Below are 16873 nucleotides of genomic sequence, written 5' to 3'. Positions count from 1 at the left end.
AAATAAAATACCTTAAGGAGGAAAATTATGAAAGTATTAGTTATTAACTGCGGAAGTTCATCTTTAAAATATCAGTTAATTGATATGTCAAATGAAACAGCATTAGCTGTAGGTCTTGTTGAAAGAATAGGAATTGAGGGATCAATTTTAACTCAAAAAGTAAACGGTGAAAAATTTATAATTCAAGAGCCTATGGAAGACCATAAAAAAGCTATAGAATTAGTTTTGAAAGCTTTAATTGATCCAGATAATGGTGTAATTAAAGATATGTCTGAAATATCTTCAGTTGGTCATAGAGTAGTTCATGGCGGCGAAAAATATGCTAGTTCTGTATTGATTGATAATGATGTTATGGATGTATTAGAAGAATGTGTAAAATTAGCTCCATTACATAACCCACCAAACATAATTGGAATAAATTCTTGTAAAGAATTAATGCCAGAAACACCAATGGTAGGTGTTTTTGATACTGCATTCCATCAAACTATTCCACAAGAATCATTTATGTATGCAATTCCTTACGAGTTGTATGAAAAGCATAAGATTAGAGGATATGGATTCCACGGTACATCTCACAAGTTTGTATCAAAAGAAGCTGCAGACTTTTTAGGTAAAGATATTAATGATTTAAAAATCATAACATGTCATTTAGGTAACGGAGCTTCTGTAGCTGCAGTTAAAAATGGCCAATGTGTTGATACGAGTATGGGATTCACTCCATTAGCAGGTTTAATTATGGGTACTAGATGTGGGGATATTGACCCAGCTGTAGTAACTTTCTTAATAAATGATTTAGGTATGTCTGCTGAAGAAGCAAATACTGTTTTAAATAAAAAATCTGGTGTTTTAGGAGTTTCTGGTATTAGTTCTGACTTTAGAGATCTTGAAGGAGCTGCATCAGATGGAAATGAAAGAGCTCAATTAGCTTTAGATATGTTCCACTATAGAGTTAAAAAATACATAGGATCATATGCTGCTGCTATGGGTGGAGTAGATTGCATCGTATTCACAGGTGGTATAGGTGAAAATGGTTGCGATACTAGAGAAGCAATCTCTAACGAACTTTCTTTCTTAGGAGTAGAATTCGATTCAGAAGCAAACGATGGCTTAAGAGGTAAATTGGCTCAAATATCCACTTCTGAATCAAAAGTTAAGGTTTTAGTTGTACCTACAAACGAAGAACTTATGATTGCTAGAGACACAAAAGAAATAGTTTCTAAATTATAATTGAAATAATTCTTGACTTTTCATACCAATCTTGATTATAATAAGTTGTGGCTAATGAATTCTTTTCTTGGAATTTATTAGCCCATTTATACGGATAGAGGTGTAGATATGATAATTGATATTTCCGATTTGACTTCTAAGAAAGTAATGGAGAAAACAATCAATAAATCATTTAATTGCACTGCATTTACATATGATGAAGAATTTATAGATTATGAACAGCCAGTTAATCTTGTTGGGAAATTTAGAGTTATTGGCGATATTATTGCTTTTGAAGGAGTTATCGAAGCTCATTTAAAATTAACATGTTCAAGATGTTTGGAAAAGTTTAATTATTTTCTACAATTTAATTTTCATGAGGAATTTTCTAAAAACGAAGAAAATGACAATGAAGAAATTATTATTCTAGAAGACAATGAAATTGATTTTTCAAGTATAGTTGAAAATAATATTGTTCTCAATTTACCTATAAAGAAATTATGTAAAGTTGATTGTTTAGGCTTATGCCCAACATGTGGCGAAAATCTTAATAAATCATCATGCAACTGCATCAAAGATGACATTGATCCGAGATTTTTAAAATTAAAAGATTTTTTCTCTAATAACTAAGGAGGTGAAAATAGATGGCACATCCAAAAAGAAAAACATCAAAAGCTAGAAGAGATCAGAGAAGAGCTTCAAACTTCAAATTAAGTGCTCCTGGATTAGTTGAATGTCCACAATGCCATGAAATGAAACTTGCTCATAGAATCTGTAAAAGTTGTGGTTTTTACAATGGAAAAGAAGTTGTTAAAGTAGAAGAATAAAAGGAAAGTCTTGAAGGCTTTCTTTTTTTTTATTTAAATTTTTGATTTTTTATTTTATAATATAAATATCATTAAAAAGATAAATATGTAAATTATGTTTTTAATGATAATGTATTAATATTAGTAATTAATGTAATTATTAAAACTATTTAAAATTTAGTTAATAAAAAAGTGAGGTAAGCATATGAAAATTGTTGTAGATGGAATGGGTGGCGATAATGCTCCTGTTCAGATAGTAGCGGGTTGCATTGAAGCAATTAAGGAAAATGATATCGAAATAACTATTACTGGTCCAGAGGATATTTTGAAAGAAGAATTATCAAAATATGAATATAATAGAGATAGAATAAATATTGTCCATGCAAAAGATGTTATTACAAATAATGAACACCCTGTAATGGCAATTAGAAGAAAAAAAGAGTCTTCTATACATAAAGCATTATCAATGGTTAAAAACAAAGAGGCTGATGCAGTAATATCTGCTGGTAGTACTGGAGCGTTCTTAGCAGGAGCAACTTTAGTAATAGGAAGAATAAAAGGAATAAAAAGACCGGCTTTAGCGCCAGTTATGCCGGCAAAAAAAGCACCTTTCATGGTAATTGATGTTGGAGCAAATGCAGATTGCAAACCAGTTAATTTGGTGCAATTTGGTCGAATGGGAGAAATATATTTTAAAAATGTATTAAATATTGAAAAACCAACTGTAGGTTTGGTTAATATTGGTTCCGAAGAAGAAAAAGGAAATGAATTAACTAAAGCTACATACCAATTATTAAAAAATAGTGAAATGAATTTTATAGGAAATGTAGAACCAAGAGAAATCCCTAAAGGAGAGACTAACGTTTTGGTTTGTGATGGTTTTACAGGGAATACAATTTTGAAGCTTTATGAAGGTGTTGCATTTAACATTTTTGACGTATTAAAAGAGGAAATTGTAAAAACAACAAGAGGTAAAATTGGTGGGCTATTATTAAAACCAGTATTTAAAAAATTTAAAAAAGATTTCGATTATAAAGAATATGGAGGAGCAGCTTTTTTAGGTGTTGATGGAATATGTATAAAGGCTCATGGAAGTTCCGATGCTAGAGCTATCAAGAATGCAATAAGGCAAGCAATTATATCCTATGAAAATAATGTGGTCCATAAAATAAAAAAAAGTATAGAAAATAATATGGAATAATTTTTAAAAGATTATTGACTTAATTAAAGGAATATAATAGTATCATATTGTAGTATTTTTAGTATTGGAGGTGAAAATATGATATTTGAAAAAGTAGCAGAAATGATTGCAGAGCAACTTGGAATTAGTGTTGATTCAATAGGAGAGAATACGTCTTTGATAGAAGACTTGGGAGCAGATTCTTTAGATGTCGTTGAATTGATAATGGCTTGTGAAGATGAGTTTGGGGTAGAAATCCCTGATGAAAATGCAGAAAAAATGTCTACTATTAAGGATGTTGTTGAATATATTACAAACCATTCAGAAGAATAATTAAAGTCCCGATATATAGAGATTCTACCGCGAAATTTAATTTATGCATGTACCAAAATCTCGATGTACCAACGAGTTAAGGTACATGCATAAATTAATTATTGAGCTGAGATATCTATTGGGACTTTAATTTATGATATAAGGAGTGAGTTCATGAATGAAAAGAGAAAAAGTCACTTAAGAGCACTTGAAAAAAAACTTAATTTAAAATTTGAGAACATTGAGTTATTAAACACTGCTTTAACACATAGTTCTTATGCAAATGAAAAAAAAGGAACACAATTTAATGAAAGATTAGAATTTTTAGGTGATTCAGTTTTACAATTATGTATTTCAGAATATTTATTTAAAAAGTATGAAGATAAGCCAGAAGGATTTTTAACAAAAAAAAGAGCATTAATTGTTTGTGGAGATTCATTATTTTATGTTTCAAAGGAATGGGGAATAGGATCATATATACAAATGTCTAAAGGTGAAGAAATGACAGGTGGACGAACTAGAATTTCAATTTTAGCAGATTGTGTTGAAGCAATAATCGCTGCAGTATATATAGATAAAGGATATTCTAAAGCAAGAACTTTTATTTTAGAAAATTTTCAAACTATAATCGATTTGGTTCATAATGATAAGTACATATCAGATTATAAAACGAAATTACAAGAAATTATCCAGAAGAAGGGTGATTTTTCCATCAATTATAATTTAGTAAAGCATGATGGACCTCCCCACAGAAGGATATTTTTTACTGAAGTTTTAGTTGATTCACTTGTTTATGGTAAAGGAAAAGGATACTCAAAAAAAGAATCAGAACAAAATGCAGCTAAAGAAGCTTTAATGAAGTTGGAGGAAATAAATGAGTAAGAGACATTATATTATCCCAATTTTTGTAGCTCATGAAGGTTGTCCACATAATTGTGTTTTTTGTAATCAAGATACTATAACTGGAGAAGAAAATAAAATAAATGCTCACATTGCAGAAAATATTATTATTGAACACCTTAAAACGATAAAAAGAGCAAATGCAATTGTTGAAGTTTCCTTTTATGGAGGAACATTTACTGGGATAGAGTTTGATTTACAAAACGAGTTGTTAGAAGTAGCATTCAAATATAAGCAAAAGGGTATGATAGACAAAATTCATTTATCTACACGACCAGATTATATAAATAAAGAAATATTAGACAACTTGAAAAGTTATTCTGTAGATGTAATTGAACTTGGAGTTCAATCATTGGATGAAGAGGTTTTACTTAAGTCTGGGAGAGGACATTCTGTTAGTGATGTAACTAATGCTTCTAAATTAATTAAGGAATATGGATTTACTTTGGGAATTCAAATAATGATAGGGTTGCCTAAAGATACTTATTCTAAGGATATTGCTACAGCTGAAAAAGTTATTTCTCTTAATCCGGATATATGTAGAATATATCCGGCTCTTACAATAAAAAATACTCCAATGGAAGATATGTTTAAAAGAAAAGAGTATATTCCATATACTTTAGAAGAAGCATTAGAAATAACAAAAACTGTTTATTCAATGCTTATTGCAAATGATATTAACGTCATAAGAATAGGTTTACAACCAACGGAAGAAATAAATGAAAATGCGGAAGTTATAGCAGGACCTTTTCATCCATCTATTCGTGAACTTATAGAAAGTAAAATATATAACGGAATTATTATTGATATAGTGAATAAAATAGCTGCTGAAGAAGTTATTATAACTGTTAACAATAAAGATATTTCTAAGTTATACTCAAATAAGAAAAAATATTTTTATGATACTATTAACAAACTAAGTGAGAAGATAATTATAGTAAAACAAGATACTTGTATAGATAGATGGCATATTAAATTTGAATATGAAAAAATATGTAGAAAAATATCGATAATTAATTATATAAAAAAATTATATAAAGAAGGATATTTCCATAATTTATAGAATATATTCCCTATGGAGAATTTTCTTTTAAATAAGGTAAAATATGTAGGGAGGTAACAAAAATGGAAATATTAAAAGTATCAGCAAAATCTCAACCAAAATCCGTAGCAGGTGCATTAGCAGCAGTTTTACGAGAAAGTGGAAGTGTTGAAATACAAGCAGTAGGTGCAGGTGCAGTTAATCAAGCAGTTAAAGCATTGGCTATCACAAGAGGATTTGTAGCTCCTAACGGAATAGATTTAATAGCAATTCCGGCATTCTCTCAAATAAATATAAATGGTGATGAAAGAACAGCTATAAAATTTATTGTTGAACCAAGATAAAAAAAACCGTGCTTAGCACGGTTTTTATTTTGTTGATATTTTTTTATTTTTAATATAAACTTATTAAGTAACGAAAATGAGGTGATATATATGAACCGTAAAATAAAGAAAAATATTGTACAATTTACTTTGATATTTATTTTATCAATATTTATATTATCAATATTTAGTTTTTTGATTTATTAAATTAGCATTTAGGAGAGTGAAATATGTTTTTGAAGTCACTTGAAGTAAGAGGCTTTAAATCTTTTGCTGACAAGACAAATATAGAATTTAAATCAGGAATAACTGCTGTGGTAGGACCAAACGGTTCTGGTAAAAGCAACATTTCAGATTCAGTAAAATGGGTTCTTGGAGAACAAAGTGTAAAAAATCTTCGTGGTGGGAAAATGGAAGATGTTATATTTGCAGGAACTCAATTTAGAAAGCCTTTAGGATTGGCACAGGTTTCATTAGTGTTAGATAATGCTGATGAAGGTTTACCACTTGACTATAATGAAGTAAGAATTTCTAGAAGACTATATAGATCAGGTGACAGTGAGTACTCTATAAATAATACAAAGTGTAGATTAAAAGACATTCAAGAATTGTTTATGGATACAGGTGTAGGAAAAGAAGGATATTCAATAATAGGACAAGGTAAAATAGAGGCAATTCTAAGCGGACGACCTGAAGAGAGAAGAAGTCTGGTAGAAGAAGCTGCAGGTATAGTTAAATATAAAACTAGAAAAAATGATGCTGAAAAGAAATTAACTAAAACTATGGAAAATTTGCAAAGAGTAGATGATATTTTTACTACATATGAGGAAAGAATAGATCCTCTTAAGATAGAAAGTGAAAAAGCTCAAAAATTTCTTGAATTAGCTGAAGAACTTAAGGTTAAAGAAATAAATATCCTTGTGTATACTATTGACGAAATCCAACAAAAGAATATTAAGACTAAAAATCAATTATCAGAAAAAGAAAATGAAATAGAGATTATTGATAAAGAAAATGAAAAATTACAGGAAAAAATTAAAGAAAAAAATAAAGAATTAGATGAAATAGAAAATACAAATGTTTCAGATAAAGAAGATTTTTTTAGAATTAAGGAAATAAAACAAGAATTAGTACACGATAATAAATTAAAAACTGAAAAAATAAATAATTTAGAAGGTTTTATTAACAAAACTAAAGTAGAAATTGAAGAAATTATCAATAGAAAAGATAGATGCACAAAGGCAAAATCTGAATTAGAAAAAAGCATAGACGATTTAAACTTCAAAAAACATAAAATGCAAGATACTATAAAAAATTATGATTCAAGTATATATAGTATGGAAGAAGAAATAACTTCTAGTGAAAAAAAATATGAAGAAAAAAAGAATCTAATAATTGAACATTTAAGAAATATATCTACATATAAAAATAATATTAATTTAATAAAAAATAATATATCAAACTATCAAACTAAGTTAGAAGAGATGAAAGAAGCATATGATACTTATAAAAACACCTATAGTATTAATATACAGACTGTAGAACTTTTAGATAAAGAAGTTGAAAAATGTAACTTATCCATACAAGAATTAGAAGAAGAAATTACTAAAAACAAAAAAAACATTGTCTCTAAAAAAAGAGAATTAACAAATATACAAAATGAGTTCAAAAAATATACTCAAGAACTTAACAAAATGGAAGCTCATTACAGAATGTTGTTGGATCTTGAGAAAAATCATGAAGGTTACAATAAAGCAACTAAAGAATTAATGAAATTTATTGACAATAATGAAATACCTGATGCATTTGGTAAGTGCAAAATAGTTGGTGAAGTTATTGATGCTGATGAAAAATATGAAACGGCAATTGAAATTGCTTTAGGCAGTTCTATTTCTAATATTATTACTGATAATGACTATGTGGCAAAAGAATTAATTAAATATTTAAAAAGTAAGAAACTTGGAAGAGCAACTTTTTTACCTATGAATACTATTAAACCAAGAAAATTAATAGTAAATAATGAAACAAAAAAATCCCAAGGCTTTATTGGTATTGCATCTGATATTGTGAATTTTAATGAAAAATATACTATTCCAATTGATTATTTATTGGGTAGGATTCTTATAGTTGATGACTTAGAAAATGCATCTCGTATTGCTAAAATTAATAAGTATTCCTTTAAAATTGTTACGTTAAAAGGTGATGTGGTTAATGCTGGAGGTTCTTTTACAGGAGGAAGCATTTATAAAAAATCTTTTAATGTAATATCAAGAAAAAGAAAAATTGACGAGACTAAAGAAAATAAAAATAAAATGAAAGAAAAAGTTTCAAAGCTCAACGAAGAAATAGAGGCATTAATTAATACTATTAAAGAATTAGATGATTCATGCTTAGATTTAAGAGATAAAATTCATTATAAAAATATTGATATAACAAAAATTAATGGAAAAAAGATTGCGGTCTTAAATGAAAATGATAAATTGAAGAAGGATTTATCTATTGCTAAAAAAGAAATGACAACAATCAATTTAAATATTTCAAAAACCTATGATGATGCTAAGATTTTTGAAGAAAAAGCAGAGGAACTTTCATTAAAAGTTGACAGTGATAAAGTTTTAGTAAATGAATTTGAAGCAAAAATTAAGAATATGAAAGCTGAATTAGATATAAATAAAGAGTTTTTAATGGATTCTAAAATAGAATTAGCGCAAAACAATGAAATAATTTCAAGTAAAAATAATGAATTATCAAGAATTAAATTTGACTTAAGAGAAATTTCAGCTAATTGGAATAAAAAGAAAACTGAAATAGATGATTCTATGAATAATAAAACGGTATTCGATAAAGATATTACTGAAAATCAAATAAAAATTAATGAAATTGACAAACAATTAATTACGTTTGAGGATAAATTTAAAAAGAATGAAATTATAAAAATTAAATTAAAAGACACAATAAATACCTTAATAAGTGCAAAAGAAGAAAAGCAACTTTTACTTAACCAAAAGATAAAGTATGAGCAAAAACTTAAGGTTGACAGTGCAAAATTAGAAATAGAATTAGAGCAAAAATATTGCAAACTAAATGATGAAATTGGATTGACTTTTGCTGAAGCATTAGATTATAAAATAGATAATATTAATGTAGAATCATTTAGAGTAGAGATAAAAGAGTTTAAATCTAAAATCAAAGCATTAGGTGTTGTTAATGTAGGTGCTATTGAAGAATATAAAGAACTTTTAGAAAAATATAATTTTTTAAAAGATCAAAAGGAAGATTTATTAAATGCAAAAATTGAAATTGAATCACTTATCGAGGAAATGACAAAAAAAATGAAAAATGTTTTTAGAGAAAACTTTAGAAAACTTAGGGATAACTTTAATGAAACCTTTGTTGAATTGTTTAAAGGTGGGCATGCAGACTTGATATTAGGAGAAGGTGATGAATTAACTGCTAATATTGATATTAATGTTCAACCACCAGGAAAGAAACTTCAGAATATTAATCTAATGTCAGGGGGAGAAAAAGGCCTTTCTGCAATAGCTTTATTATTTGCTATTCAAAAAATGAAACCATCTCCATTCTGTATACTTGATGAGATAGAAGCTGCACTAGATGATGCTAATGTTGCTAGATTTTCTGAATTTCTACGTAAATTTTCTGATAATACTCAATTTATAATTATAACTCATAGAAAAGGGACCATGGAGTCCTGTGATGCGCTTTATGGAGTTACTATGGAAGAAAAAGGTGTATCAAAAATTGTTTCAGTCGATTTAAACAAGTATTAAAAGGAGGAATAAATGATGATAGGTAAGTTTTTTGAAAAATTAAAAAGTGGGTTATCTAAGACAAAGGATAATCTAACAAACAAAGTTGTTGATGCACTAAGCTCAGCAGTAACAATAGACGAAGATTTATACGAAGAATTGGAAGAAATTTTAATTACAGCTGATATAGGGGTAGATACTTCAATATTTATAATTGAAAAACTTAGGAACAAAGTTAGGGAGAAGAGAATAAAAGATCCTTTGCAAATCAATAATTGTTTGAAAGAAGTTATAGTCGAAATTTTTGGAGAAGAGGAAAATTCTATTGACCCAGAAACTACTCCAGAAGTTTTATTTATAATAGGCGTAAATGGTGCTGGAAAAACAACTTCTATCGGAAAGATTTCAGCTAAATTGAAGAGGAAAGACTACAAAGTACTATTGGCTGCAGCAGATACATTTAGAGCAGCGGCAATAGATCAATTACAGGTATGGGCAGATAGAGCAAATGTTGATCTGATAAAACATTCCGAGGGAGCAGATCCAGGAGCTGTAGTATTTGATGCTATTCAATCAGCAAAAGCTAGAAAAGCGGATATTCTGATATGTGATACAGCAGGTAGACTTCATAATAAGAAAAATTTGATGAATGAACTTGGTAAAATTAATAGAATTATTGAGAGAGAGTATTCTGAAGCAAACAAAAAAACTTATCTTGTTTTAGATGGTACAACTGGTCAGAATGCTTTAATGCAGGCGAAACAGTTTAAAGAGGTTTGCTTAATTGATGGAATAATACTTACAAAACTTGATGGTACTGCAAAAGGTGGAGTTGTAATAGCAATAAAACATTTGCTTGATATACCAGTTAAAATGATTGGTGTAGGTGAGAGTATTGATGATTTACAAGAGTTTAGTGCAAAAGATTTTGTGGAAGCTTTATTTTAATACAGCGTATTATAAAAATAACAATGAAGATTCGAAAAACTTATGTTGATTTTCATTAAATCAGAAAAAAAAATAAGTGTTAAGTAATTTTACTTGACAGCCTGTTGAGTTTTTGGTATTATATTCTTCGTGGGTTGGTGATTATATGGATGAAAGAATAGAAATATCAATTTTATTAGATTTCTACAATACATTACTGACAGAAAAACAAAATGATGTTATGGACTTGTACATAAATAAAGATCTTTCTTTGAAAGAAATTTCTGAAATAACAAAAACTAGTCGTCAAGCAATATATGATATAATAAAAAGATGTACTAAACAATTGAATGTCTATGAAGAGAAACTACAGCTTATGCAGAAACATAATTGTATAAATGAAAATAAGAAAATTTTATTAAATAAAATTTGCAAAGCAAAAAAAATAGATTCTCATATAAAAAGAGAAGAAATTTTCTATGAAATTGAAAATTTTGTAAAAGAATTTTTTTAGGAGGCATGAAATGGCATTTGAAGGATTATCTACGAAACTTCAAGATACATTTAAGAAATTAAGAGGAAAAGGAAAGCTTTCTGAAAAAGATATTAAAGCTGCAATGCGTGAAGTTAAGTTGGCATTATTAGAAGCCGATGTTAATTATAATATTGTAAGAAATTTCATAAAGAAGGTAAGCGAAAAGAGTATGGGCCAAGAAGTTCTGAGAAGCTTAACGCCTGGACAGCAAGTTGTTAAAATTGTAAATGAAGAGCTTACTGAATTGATGGGAAGTACAGAAAGCAAAATTGAATTTAATCATAATGGTATTACTGTTTTTATGATGGCGGGACTTCAAGGGGCTGGAAAGACAACAATGTCTGGTAAACTTGCTTTAAGTCTAAGAAAACAAAATAAAAATCCATTGCTAGTTGCATGTGATATATACAGACCTGCTGCTATTAAACAATTGCAAGTGGTTGGTAAGCAAATTGATGTTCCTGTGTTTTCTATGGGTGATAAAGAAAATCCTGTGAATATTGCAAAGGCTTCTATACAATATGCTAAAGATAACAATTTGAATGTTGTTATTATTGATACTGCTGGTAGATTACACATAGATGAAAATTTAATGGATGAATTGAAAAACATTAAGGGTGAGGTTAATCCTAATGAAATACTGTTAGTTGTGGATTCTATGACAGGGCAAGATGCAGTAAATGTTTCAGATAGTTTTAATAATTTGCTAGATATATCGGGTGTTGTTTTAACAAAACTAGATGGTGATACAAGAGGTGGTGCAGCTCTATCTATTAAAGCTGTTACTGGTAAGCCAATAAAATATATAGGTATTGGAGAGAAAATGAATGATTTAGAAATTTTCTATCCAGATAGAATGGCTTCAAGAATCCTTGGCATGGGAGATGTATTATCCCTTATTGAAAAAGCTCAAGAATCTATTGATGAAGAAAAAGCAAAAAATCTTAGTAATAAAATGATGAAAGCTGAGTTTGATTTAGAAGATTTTCTTGATTCTATGTCTCAAATGAAAAAGCTTGGACCTATGAACAAACTTTTGGAAATGATGCCTGGAATGAATACGAGTCAATTAAAAGGTATTGATTTGAGTCAAAGTGAAAAGGAAATGAAAAAAATTGAAGCGATTATTCATTCAATGACAATTTCCGAAAGAAGAAATCCGAATATTGTTAGTAGCTCTGCTTCAAGAAAAAGAAGAATAGCAAAAGGATCTGGTACAAAAGTACAAAATGTTAATAAACTTTTAAAAGACTATCAAATGATGAAAAAAATGATGAAACAGTTTAAAGGTGGTAGTAAAAAAGGTTTTGGTAAAGGTATGTTTGGAAAACTTCCATTCATGTAAATAGATATTTAATTTAGAAGGAGGTGAAATAAATGGCAGTAAAAATCAGATTAAGAAGAATGGGTGCTAAAAAAGCTCCTTTTTACAGAGTAGTAGTTGCTGATTCAAGATCTCCAAGAGATGGTAGATTTATCGAGGAGATTGGGTACTATAATCCAGTATCAAACCCTAAAGAGGTTAAAATAGATGAAGAGAAAGCTACAAAGTGGATGAAAAATGGTGCACAACCAACTGATGTTGTTAAAAAGCTTTTCAAAAAAGCAGGAATCGAATAATAACAGCAAAGTAAATTACGGGGGTGTAGTAAATGAAAGACTTACTAGAAGTAATTGCTAAAGCTTTAGTAGATAACCCTGAAATGGTAGCTGTCAATGAAATAGTTGGCGAACAGTCCATTATTTTAGAATTAAAAGTAGATCCCGATGATATGGGAAAAGTTATAGGTAAGCAAGGAAGAATTGCGAAAGCTATAAGAACTGTAGTTAGAGCGGCAGCAATAAAAGAAAACAAAAGAGTTATTGTTGAAATAATTTAACTACTTAAAAGAAGAGTTAGGGATACCTAACTCTTTTATTACATTTAAAAAAGGAGAATAAGCCATGGAAGAATTCATTACTATAGGGAAAATTGTTAACACTCATGGTTTGAAAGGTGAAGTAAAGGTAATACCATTTACAGATGATAGTACTAGATTCAAAAAGCTTAAAGAAATTCGTATTAATGGAAAAATGATGAGTGTAGTAAGTTGCAAAATTCAACCAGGAAGAGTTGTTCTTAAAATAGAAGGAATAAGTTCTATTGAAGAAGCAGAAAAATACAAAAATCGAATGATTGAAGTTTCTAGAGATGAAGCGGTAGAATTGCCAGAAGGTTCATTTTATGTTGCGGACTTGATTGGGTGTGAAGTATTTGATGAAGATGAAAATCAGTTAGGAAAAGTTTTTGATGTAATTTTCACTGGAAGTAATGAAGTGTATTGGGTAAAAGGCGAAAAAGAAGTAATGGTACCAGCAATTAAGGATGTTGTGTTAGATATTAATATTGAAGAAAAGAAAATTATTATTAAAAATTTGGAGAAATGGCAATGAAAATAGATATATTAACGTTGTTTCCAGAAATGTTTGATATATTTAATAAAAGCATCATCGGAAGAGCTCAGGAAAATAATCTTGTACATATTGATGCGCATAATATAAGAGATTACTCGAAAAATAAACATAACAAAGTAGATGACTATCCTTATGGAGGCGGATCAGGAATGATATTGACTCCTCAGCCCATAGTTGATGCAATTAAAGACATCAAGTCCAGGAATAAGGGTAAAATAATTTTTTTGGGTCCTCGTGGAAAAACTTTTGATTCAAATTTATCAAAAGAACTTTCGGATGAAAAAGAATTAGTATTTTTATGTGGTCATTATGAGGGTATAGATGAGAGAATTTATAAGTATATTGATTTAGAAATTTCTATAGGAGATTTTATATTAACAGGAGGAGAAATGGCTTGTATTCCGGTTATAGACAGTATACTTCGTTTTGTACCAGGGGTACTTAAAAACGAAAACTGTTATACGGAAGAGTCTTTTTATGATGGACTTCTAGAGTATCCTCAATATACAAGACCTGAAATATTTGAAAATGAAAGAGTGCCGGATGTTTTATTATCGGGTCATCATGAAAATATTAGAAAGTGGAGAAGAAAGAAATCTCTAATAAATACTAAAGAAAAAAGAATAGATCTTTTCAAAAAAGTTCATTTATCTAAAGAAGATAAAAAATTACTAAAAGAAGAATAATATATAGCAAATATTGTCTTGAATAGACGAGATTACTGTGTTATAATAGGCTTTGTGCTAGTACGAACGGTCCGCTATCTTCCTTTAGAAGAGAATGAACGTTAATATTTAAAAGGAGGAATGCACTATGTTAGATATAATAAAAGAGATTGAAAAGAAACACGTAAAGCAAGAATTACCTCAATTTAATGTTGGAGATACTGTTAAAGTTGATGTAAGAATTAAAGAAGGTAACAAAGAGAGAATTCAAGTATTTGAAGGAACTGTTATCAAAAAACAAAATGGTGGAGTTAGAGAAACATTTACTGTAAGAAGAGTTGCTTATGGTACAGGTGTTGAAAGAACTTTCCCAATCAACTCACCTTTAGTAGAAGGCGTTAAAGTTGTAAGAAGAGGTAAAGTAAGAAGAGCTAAATTATTCTACTTAAGAGATAGAGTGGGTAAAGCAGCTAAAGTTAAAGAATTAAGATAAAAAGGGACTTAATAGTCCTTTTTTTTATACAAATATGTACAAAGAGCAAAGGGCTTTGTAGTTATAACTTACAACAAAAAAAGAGGGGTGTTTTATATGTCTATAAATTGGTATCCAGGACATATGGCTAAAACCAAAAGGAAAATAAAAGAAAGTTTAAAAATGGTTGATGCAGTAATTGAGATTAGAGATGCTAGGAATGCCAAGTCTAGTGCTAATCCTGATATAGATAATCTTTGTAAAGATAAACCAAGGATTATTCTTTTGAATAAATCTGACCTTAGTGAAGAAAGAGTTACTTCTCTTTGGGTTGAAAAACTATCTAATTCTAATGTTAAGGTAACCACAGGAAATAGTTTAAATGGTAAGGGACTGAATTCAATAAAACCATTATTAAATGAATTATTAAAAGAAAAATTAGATAAGATGAAAAAAAAGGGTTTAATCAATTACACAATTCGTGTAATGGTTGTAGGTATACCTAATGTTGGAAAATCATCGTTTATTAATAGAATTGCTAAAAATTCTAGGGCAAAGGTAGGTGATAGACCTGGGGTTACAAGGAGTAATCAATGGATTAAAACAAAGTTAGGAATTGATTTACTAGATACCCCTGGAGTATTATGGCCAAAATTTGAGGATGAATCTGTTGGATTAAATTTAGCATTCACTGGAGCAATAAAAGATGAAATCATGGATATAGAAACTCTTGCCTTGAGATTAATTGAAGTATTACAAGAGTATTATCCTGAAAGACTAAAAGAGAGATATAAATTGGATTCATTAGATGAGAACCCCCTTACAAATATGGAGAATATGGCATTAAAAAGAGGAGCAATTCTTCCGGGAAAAAATATAGATTATAATAGGATAGCATTAATCCTATTAGACGAATTTAGAGGAGGAAAACTAGGTAAAATCTCTTTAGAAAGGCCGTGATTTTCGTGATATATGAGTTTTCAAAACTTAAAGTTAATGAAGTAAAAGAAATTGTTAATAAAGAAATTCAAAACCAATCTACTATAATAGAAGAATTAATTAATCCTCTTAAGAGTGATTCAAGAAAAGCTGTTCAGAAATTAGGTTTTAAAGTAGAAAAATACATATATGATTTAAATTCTGAAATTGCTAGAGTAAAGAGTATGTATGAGTTTGATACAGCTTTCTTACAAGATAAAAACATGGTAATTGCAGGAGTGGATGAAGTTGGTAGAGGTCCTTTAGCCGGACCGATAGTATCAGCTGCGGTTATTTTAGATTTAGATATTAAAGAAAATAAAGATTTGATTTTGAAGATTAATGATTCTAAAAAAATTAATGAAAAGACAAGAGAAGAACTGGACTCTATTATTAAAGAAAAAGCATTATATTATAATATTGTAGCTTTAGATAATAAAGATATTGATCATATGGGTATTGCTTGGTGTAATAATGAAGTGCTTCTTAGAGCTGTTACAGGTATAAAGACAAATATTGATTTAGTTCTTTCTGATGGATATAAAATTAAAAATTGTCCAATAAATAACGAGCATGTAATAAAAGGGGATAGCAAGAGTGCTAGTATTGCATGTGCGTCAATTATCGCAAAGGTCTATCGTGATAGACTTATGAAAAAGTATCATGGGAGCTATCCAGAATATGCTTTCTCAAAAAATGTGGGATATGGTACAAAAGAGCATATAGACTCAATAATAAAATATGGAGTAACAGAAATCCATAGAAAAAGTTTTTTAAAAAACATTGTTAAGTAGATATTATGAAGACTGTTGAATCTTAAAAGTTACAGTCTTTTTTTGTTGAAAAAAAATATCTTCAAAAAGCATTTTCAATATAATTTATAATATAATCTCCATTTCCGCTAAAAATCACTTCTGCTATATCAAATCTATAGATGTAATTATGAAGATTATTTTTCATGATGAAAAATTGAGCGATTTTCTTTATTTTTCTTTGTTTATAATAATCTATAGCTTCGCAAGGGGTTCCATATTTCAAACTGTACCTTGATTTAACTTCAATAAAACATAAATAGTCATCTTTTCTTGCAATTATATCAATTTCACCAATATTACAAATAAAATTATTTTCAAATATGTAATAATTCCTATTTATTAAGAGTTCAGAAACAAATCTTTCGCCTAAATCACCAATTTCTTTATTTAATTTTTTCATTTTTTCTCCTTTTTCATTATTTATTTTCTTAATTATTTACAAGAAATAAAATTTATATGCAATGATAGTGTTTATAAATTTTATTATT

At 28.7% G+C, this 16873-nt stretch carries 20 protein-coding genes; 19 read left to right on the top strand and 1 reads right to left on the bottom strand.

Annotated features, from left to right (window positions below):
- The first annotated feature begins 27 nt into the window (after positions 1 to 27).
- From ACQ3F0_RS01240 to rnhB, 19 genes are all read left to right on the top strand, one after another.
- On the top strand, positions 28 to 1227 hold the full coding sequence (locus ACQ3F0_RS01240; RefSeq protein ID WP_428863207.1) for an acetate kinase: 1200 nt from the start codon (positions 28 to 30) through the stop codon (positions 1225 to 1227).
- A gap of 108 nt (positions 1228 to 1335) precedes the next feature.
- Positions 1336 to 1836 (top strand): YceD family protein, encoded by a 501-nt coding sequence (locus tag ACQ3F0_RS01235; RefSeq protein WP_428863206.1) that lies wholly within the window; start codon positions 1336 to 1338, stop codon positions 1834 to 1836.
- Between the two features lie 14 nt (positions 1837 to 1850).
- Positions 1851 to 2033 (top strand): 50S ribosomal protein L32, encoded by a 183-nt coding sequence (rpmF, locus tag ACQ3F0_RS01230; RefSeq protein ID WP_428863205.1) that lies wholly within the window; start codon positions 1851 to 1853, stop codon positions 2031 to 2033.
- Positions 2034 to 2217: 184 nt separating this feature from the next.
- Positions 2218 to 3213, top strand: a complete 996-nt coding sequence (gene plsX / locus ACQ3F0_RS01225; protein ID WP_428863204.1) for a phosphate acyltransferase PlsX — start codon at positions 2218 to 2220, stop codon at positions 3211 to 3213.
- 78 nt (positions 3214 to 3291) lie between these two features.
- On the top strand, positions 3292 to 3525 hold the full coding sequence (acpP, locus tag ACQ3F0_RS01220; protein WP_428863203.1) for an acyl carrier protein: 234 nt from the start codon (positions 3292 to 3294) through the stop codon (positions 3523 to 3525).
- 153 nt (positions 3526 to 3678) lie between these two features.
- Positions 3679 to 4386 carry a ribonuclease III gene (gene rnc, locus ACQ3F0_RS01215; RefSeq protein WP_428863202.1) on the top strand — a complete coding sequence of 236 codons (708 nt, stop codon included), beginning with the start codon at positions 3679 to 3681 and terminating at the stop codon, positions 4384 to 4386.
- The gene (locus ACQ3F0_RS01210; RefSeq protein ID WP_428863201.1) at positions 4379 to 5467 is read left to right on the top strand and encodes an elongator complex protein 3; all 1089 of its coding nucleotides are present in this window, start codon (positions 4379 to 4381) and stop codon (positions 5465 to 5467) included. The genes rnc and ACQ3F0_RS01210 overlap by 8 nt, the downstream gene beginning before the upstream one ends.
- A 62-nt stretch (positions 5468 to 5529) precedes the next feature.
- Positions 5530 to 5790 (top strand): stage V sporulation protein S, encoded by a 261-nt coding sequence (locus tag ACQ3F0_RS01205; protein WP_428863200.1) that lies wholly within the window; start codon positions 5530 to 5532, stop codon positions 5788 to 5790.
- Positions 5791 to 5999: 209 nt separating this feature from the next.
- The gene (smc, locus tag ACQ3F0_RS01200; RefSeq protein ID WP_428863199.1) at positions 6000 to 9560 is read left to right on the top strand and encodes a chromosome segregation protein SMC; all 3561 of its coding nucleotides are present in this window, start codon (positions 6000 to 6002) and stop codon (positions 9558 to 9560) included.
- Between the two features lie 15 nt (positions 9561 to 9575).
- Positions 9576 to 10487, top strand: coding sequence for a signal recognition particle-docking protein FtsY (ftsY, locus tag ACQ3F0_RS01195; RefSeq protein ID WP_428863706.1), 912 nt, complete (start codon positions 9576 to 9578; stop codon positions 10485 to 10487).
- A gap of 145 nt (positions 10488 to 10632) precedes the next feature.
- Positions 10633 to 10980, top strand: a complete 348-nt coding sequence (locus ACQ3F0_RS01190) for a putative DNA-binding protein (RefSeq protein WP_428863198.1) — start codon at positions 10633 to 10635, stop codon at positions 10978 to 10980.
- 10 nt (positions 10981 to 10990) lie between these two features.
- Positions 10991 to 12346 carry a signal recognition particle protein gene (gene ffh / locus ACQ3F0_RS01185; protein WP_428863197.1) on the top strand — a complete coding sequence of 452 codons (1356 nt, stop codon included), beginning with the start codon at positions 10991 to 10993 and terminating at the stop codon, positions 12344 to 12346.
- Between the two features lie 32 nt (positions 12347 to 12378).
- Positions 12379 to 12621: a 30S ribosomal protein S16 gene (gene rpsP, locus ACQ3F0_RS01180; protein WP_428863196.1), complete on the top strand. Its 243-nt coding sequence runs from the start codon at positions 12379 to 12381 to the stop codon at positions 12619 to 12621.
- 32 nt (positions 12622 to 12653) lie between these two features.
- Positions 12654 to 12881 (top strand): KH domain-containing protein, encoded by a 228-nt coding sequence (locus ACQ3F0_RS01175; RefSeq protein WP_428863195.1) that lies wholly within the window; start codon positions 12654 to 12656, stop codon positions 12879 to 12881.
- A gap of 64 nt (positions 12882 to 12945) precedes the next feature.
- Positions 12946 to 13434 (top strand): ribosome maturation factor RimM, encoded by a 489-nt coding sequence (rimM, locus tag ACQ3F0_RS01170; RefSeq protein WP_428863194.1) that lies wholly within the window; start codon positions 12946 to 12948, stop codon positions 13432 to 13434.
- Positions 13425 to 14141 carry a tRNA (guanosine(37)-N1)-methyltransferase TrmD gene (gene trmD / locus ACQ3F0_RS01165; protein WP_428863193.1) on the top strand — a complete coding sequence of 239 codons (717 nt, stop codon included), beginning with the start codon at positions 13425 to 13427 and terminating at the stop codon, positions 14139 to 14141. The genes rimM and trmD overlap by 10 nt, the downstream gene beginning before the upstream one ends.
- Positions 14142 to 14268: 127 nt before the next feature.
- Complete coding sequence (gene rplS / locus ACQ3F0_RS01160; protein WP_428863192.1) at positions 14269 to 14613, top strand: 50S ribosomal protein L19; 345 nt, start codon at positions 14269 to 14271, stop codon at positions 14611 to 14613.
- Positions 14614 to 14709: 96 nt separating this feature from the next.
- A complete protein-coding gene (gene ylqF / locus ACQ3F0_RS01155) occupies positions 14710 to 15552 on the top strand; it encodes a ribosome biogenesis GTPase YlqF (RefSeq protein ID WP_428863191.1) in 843 nt (280 codons plus the stop codon).
- A gap of 5 nt (positions 15553 to 15557) precedes the next feature.
- Positions 15558 to 16364: a ribonuclease HII gene (gene rnhB / locus ACQ3F0_RS01150; RefSeq protein ID WP_428863190.1), complete on the top strand. Its 807-nt coding sequence runs from the start codon at positions 15558 to 15560 to the stop codon at positions 16362 to 16364.
- Positions 16365 to 16425: 61 nt separating this feature from the next.
- Here the strand turns inward: rnhB and ACQ3F0_RS01145 are convergent, their stop codons facing one another.
- A complete protein-coding gene (locus ACQ3F0_RS01145) occupies positions 16426 to 16785 on the bottom strand; it encodes a YraN family protein (RefSeq protein ID WP_428863189.1) in 360 nt (119 codons plus the stop codon).
- Between the last annotated feature and the right edge of the window lie 88 nt (positions 16786 to 16873).

Source organism: Clostridium sediminicola (assembly GCF_050402865.1).
Taxonomy (GTDB): Bacteria; Bacillota; Clostridia; order Clostridiales; family Clostridiaceae; genus Clostridium_AF; species Clostridium_AF sediminicola.
The sequence above is the reverse complement of the archived record's forward strand: the minus strand, read 5'-3'. Positions and strand labels throughout refer to the sequence as shown.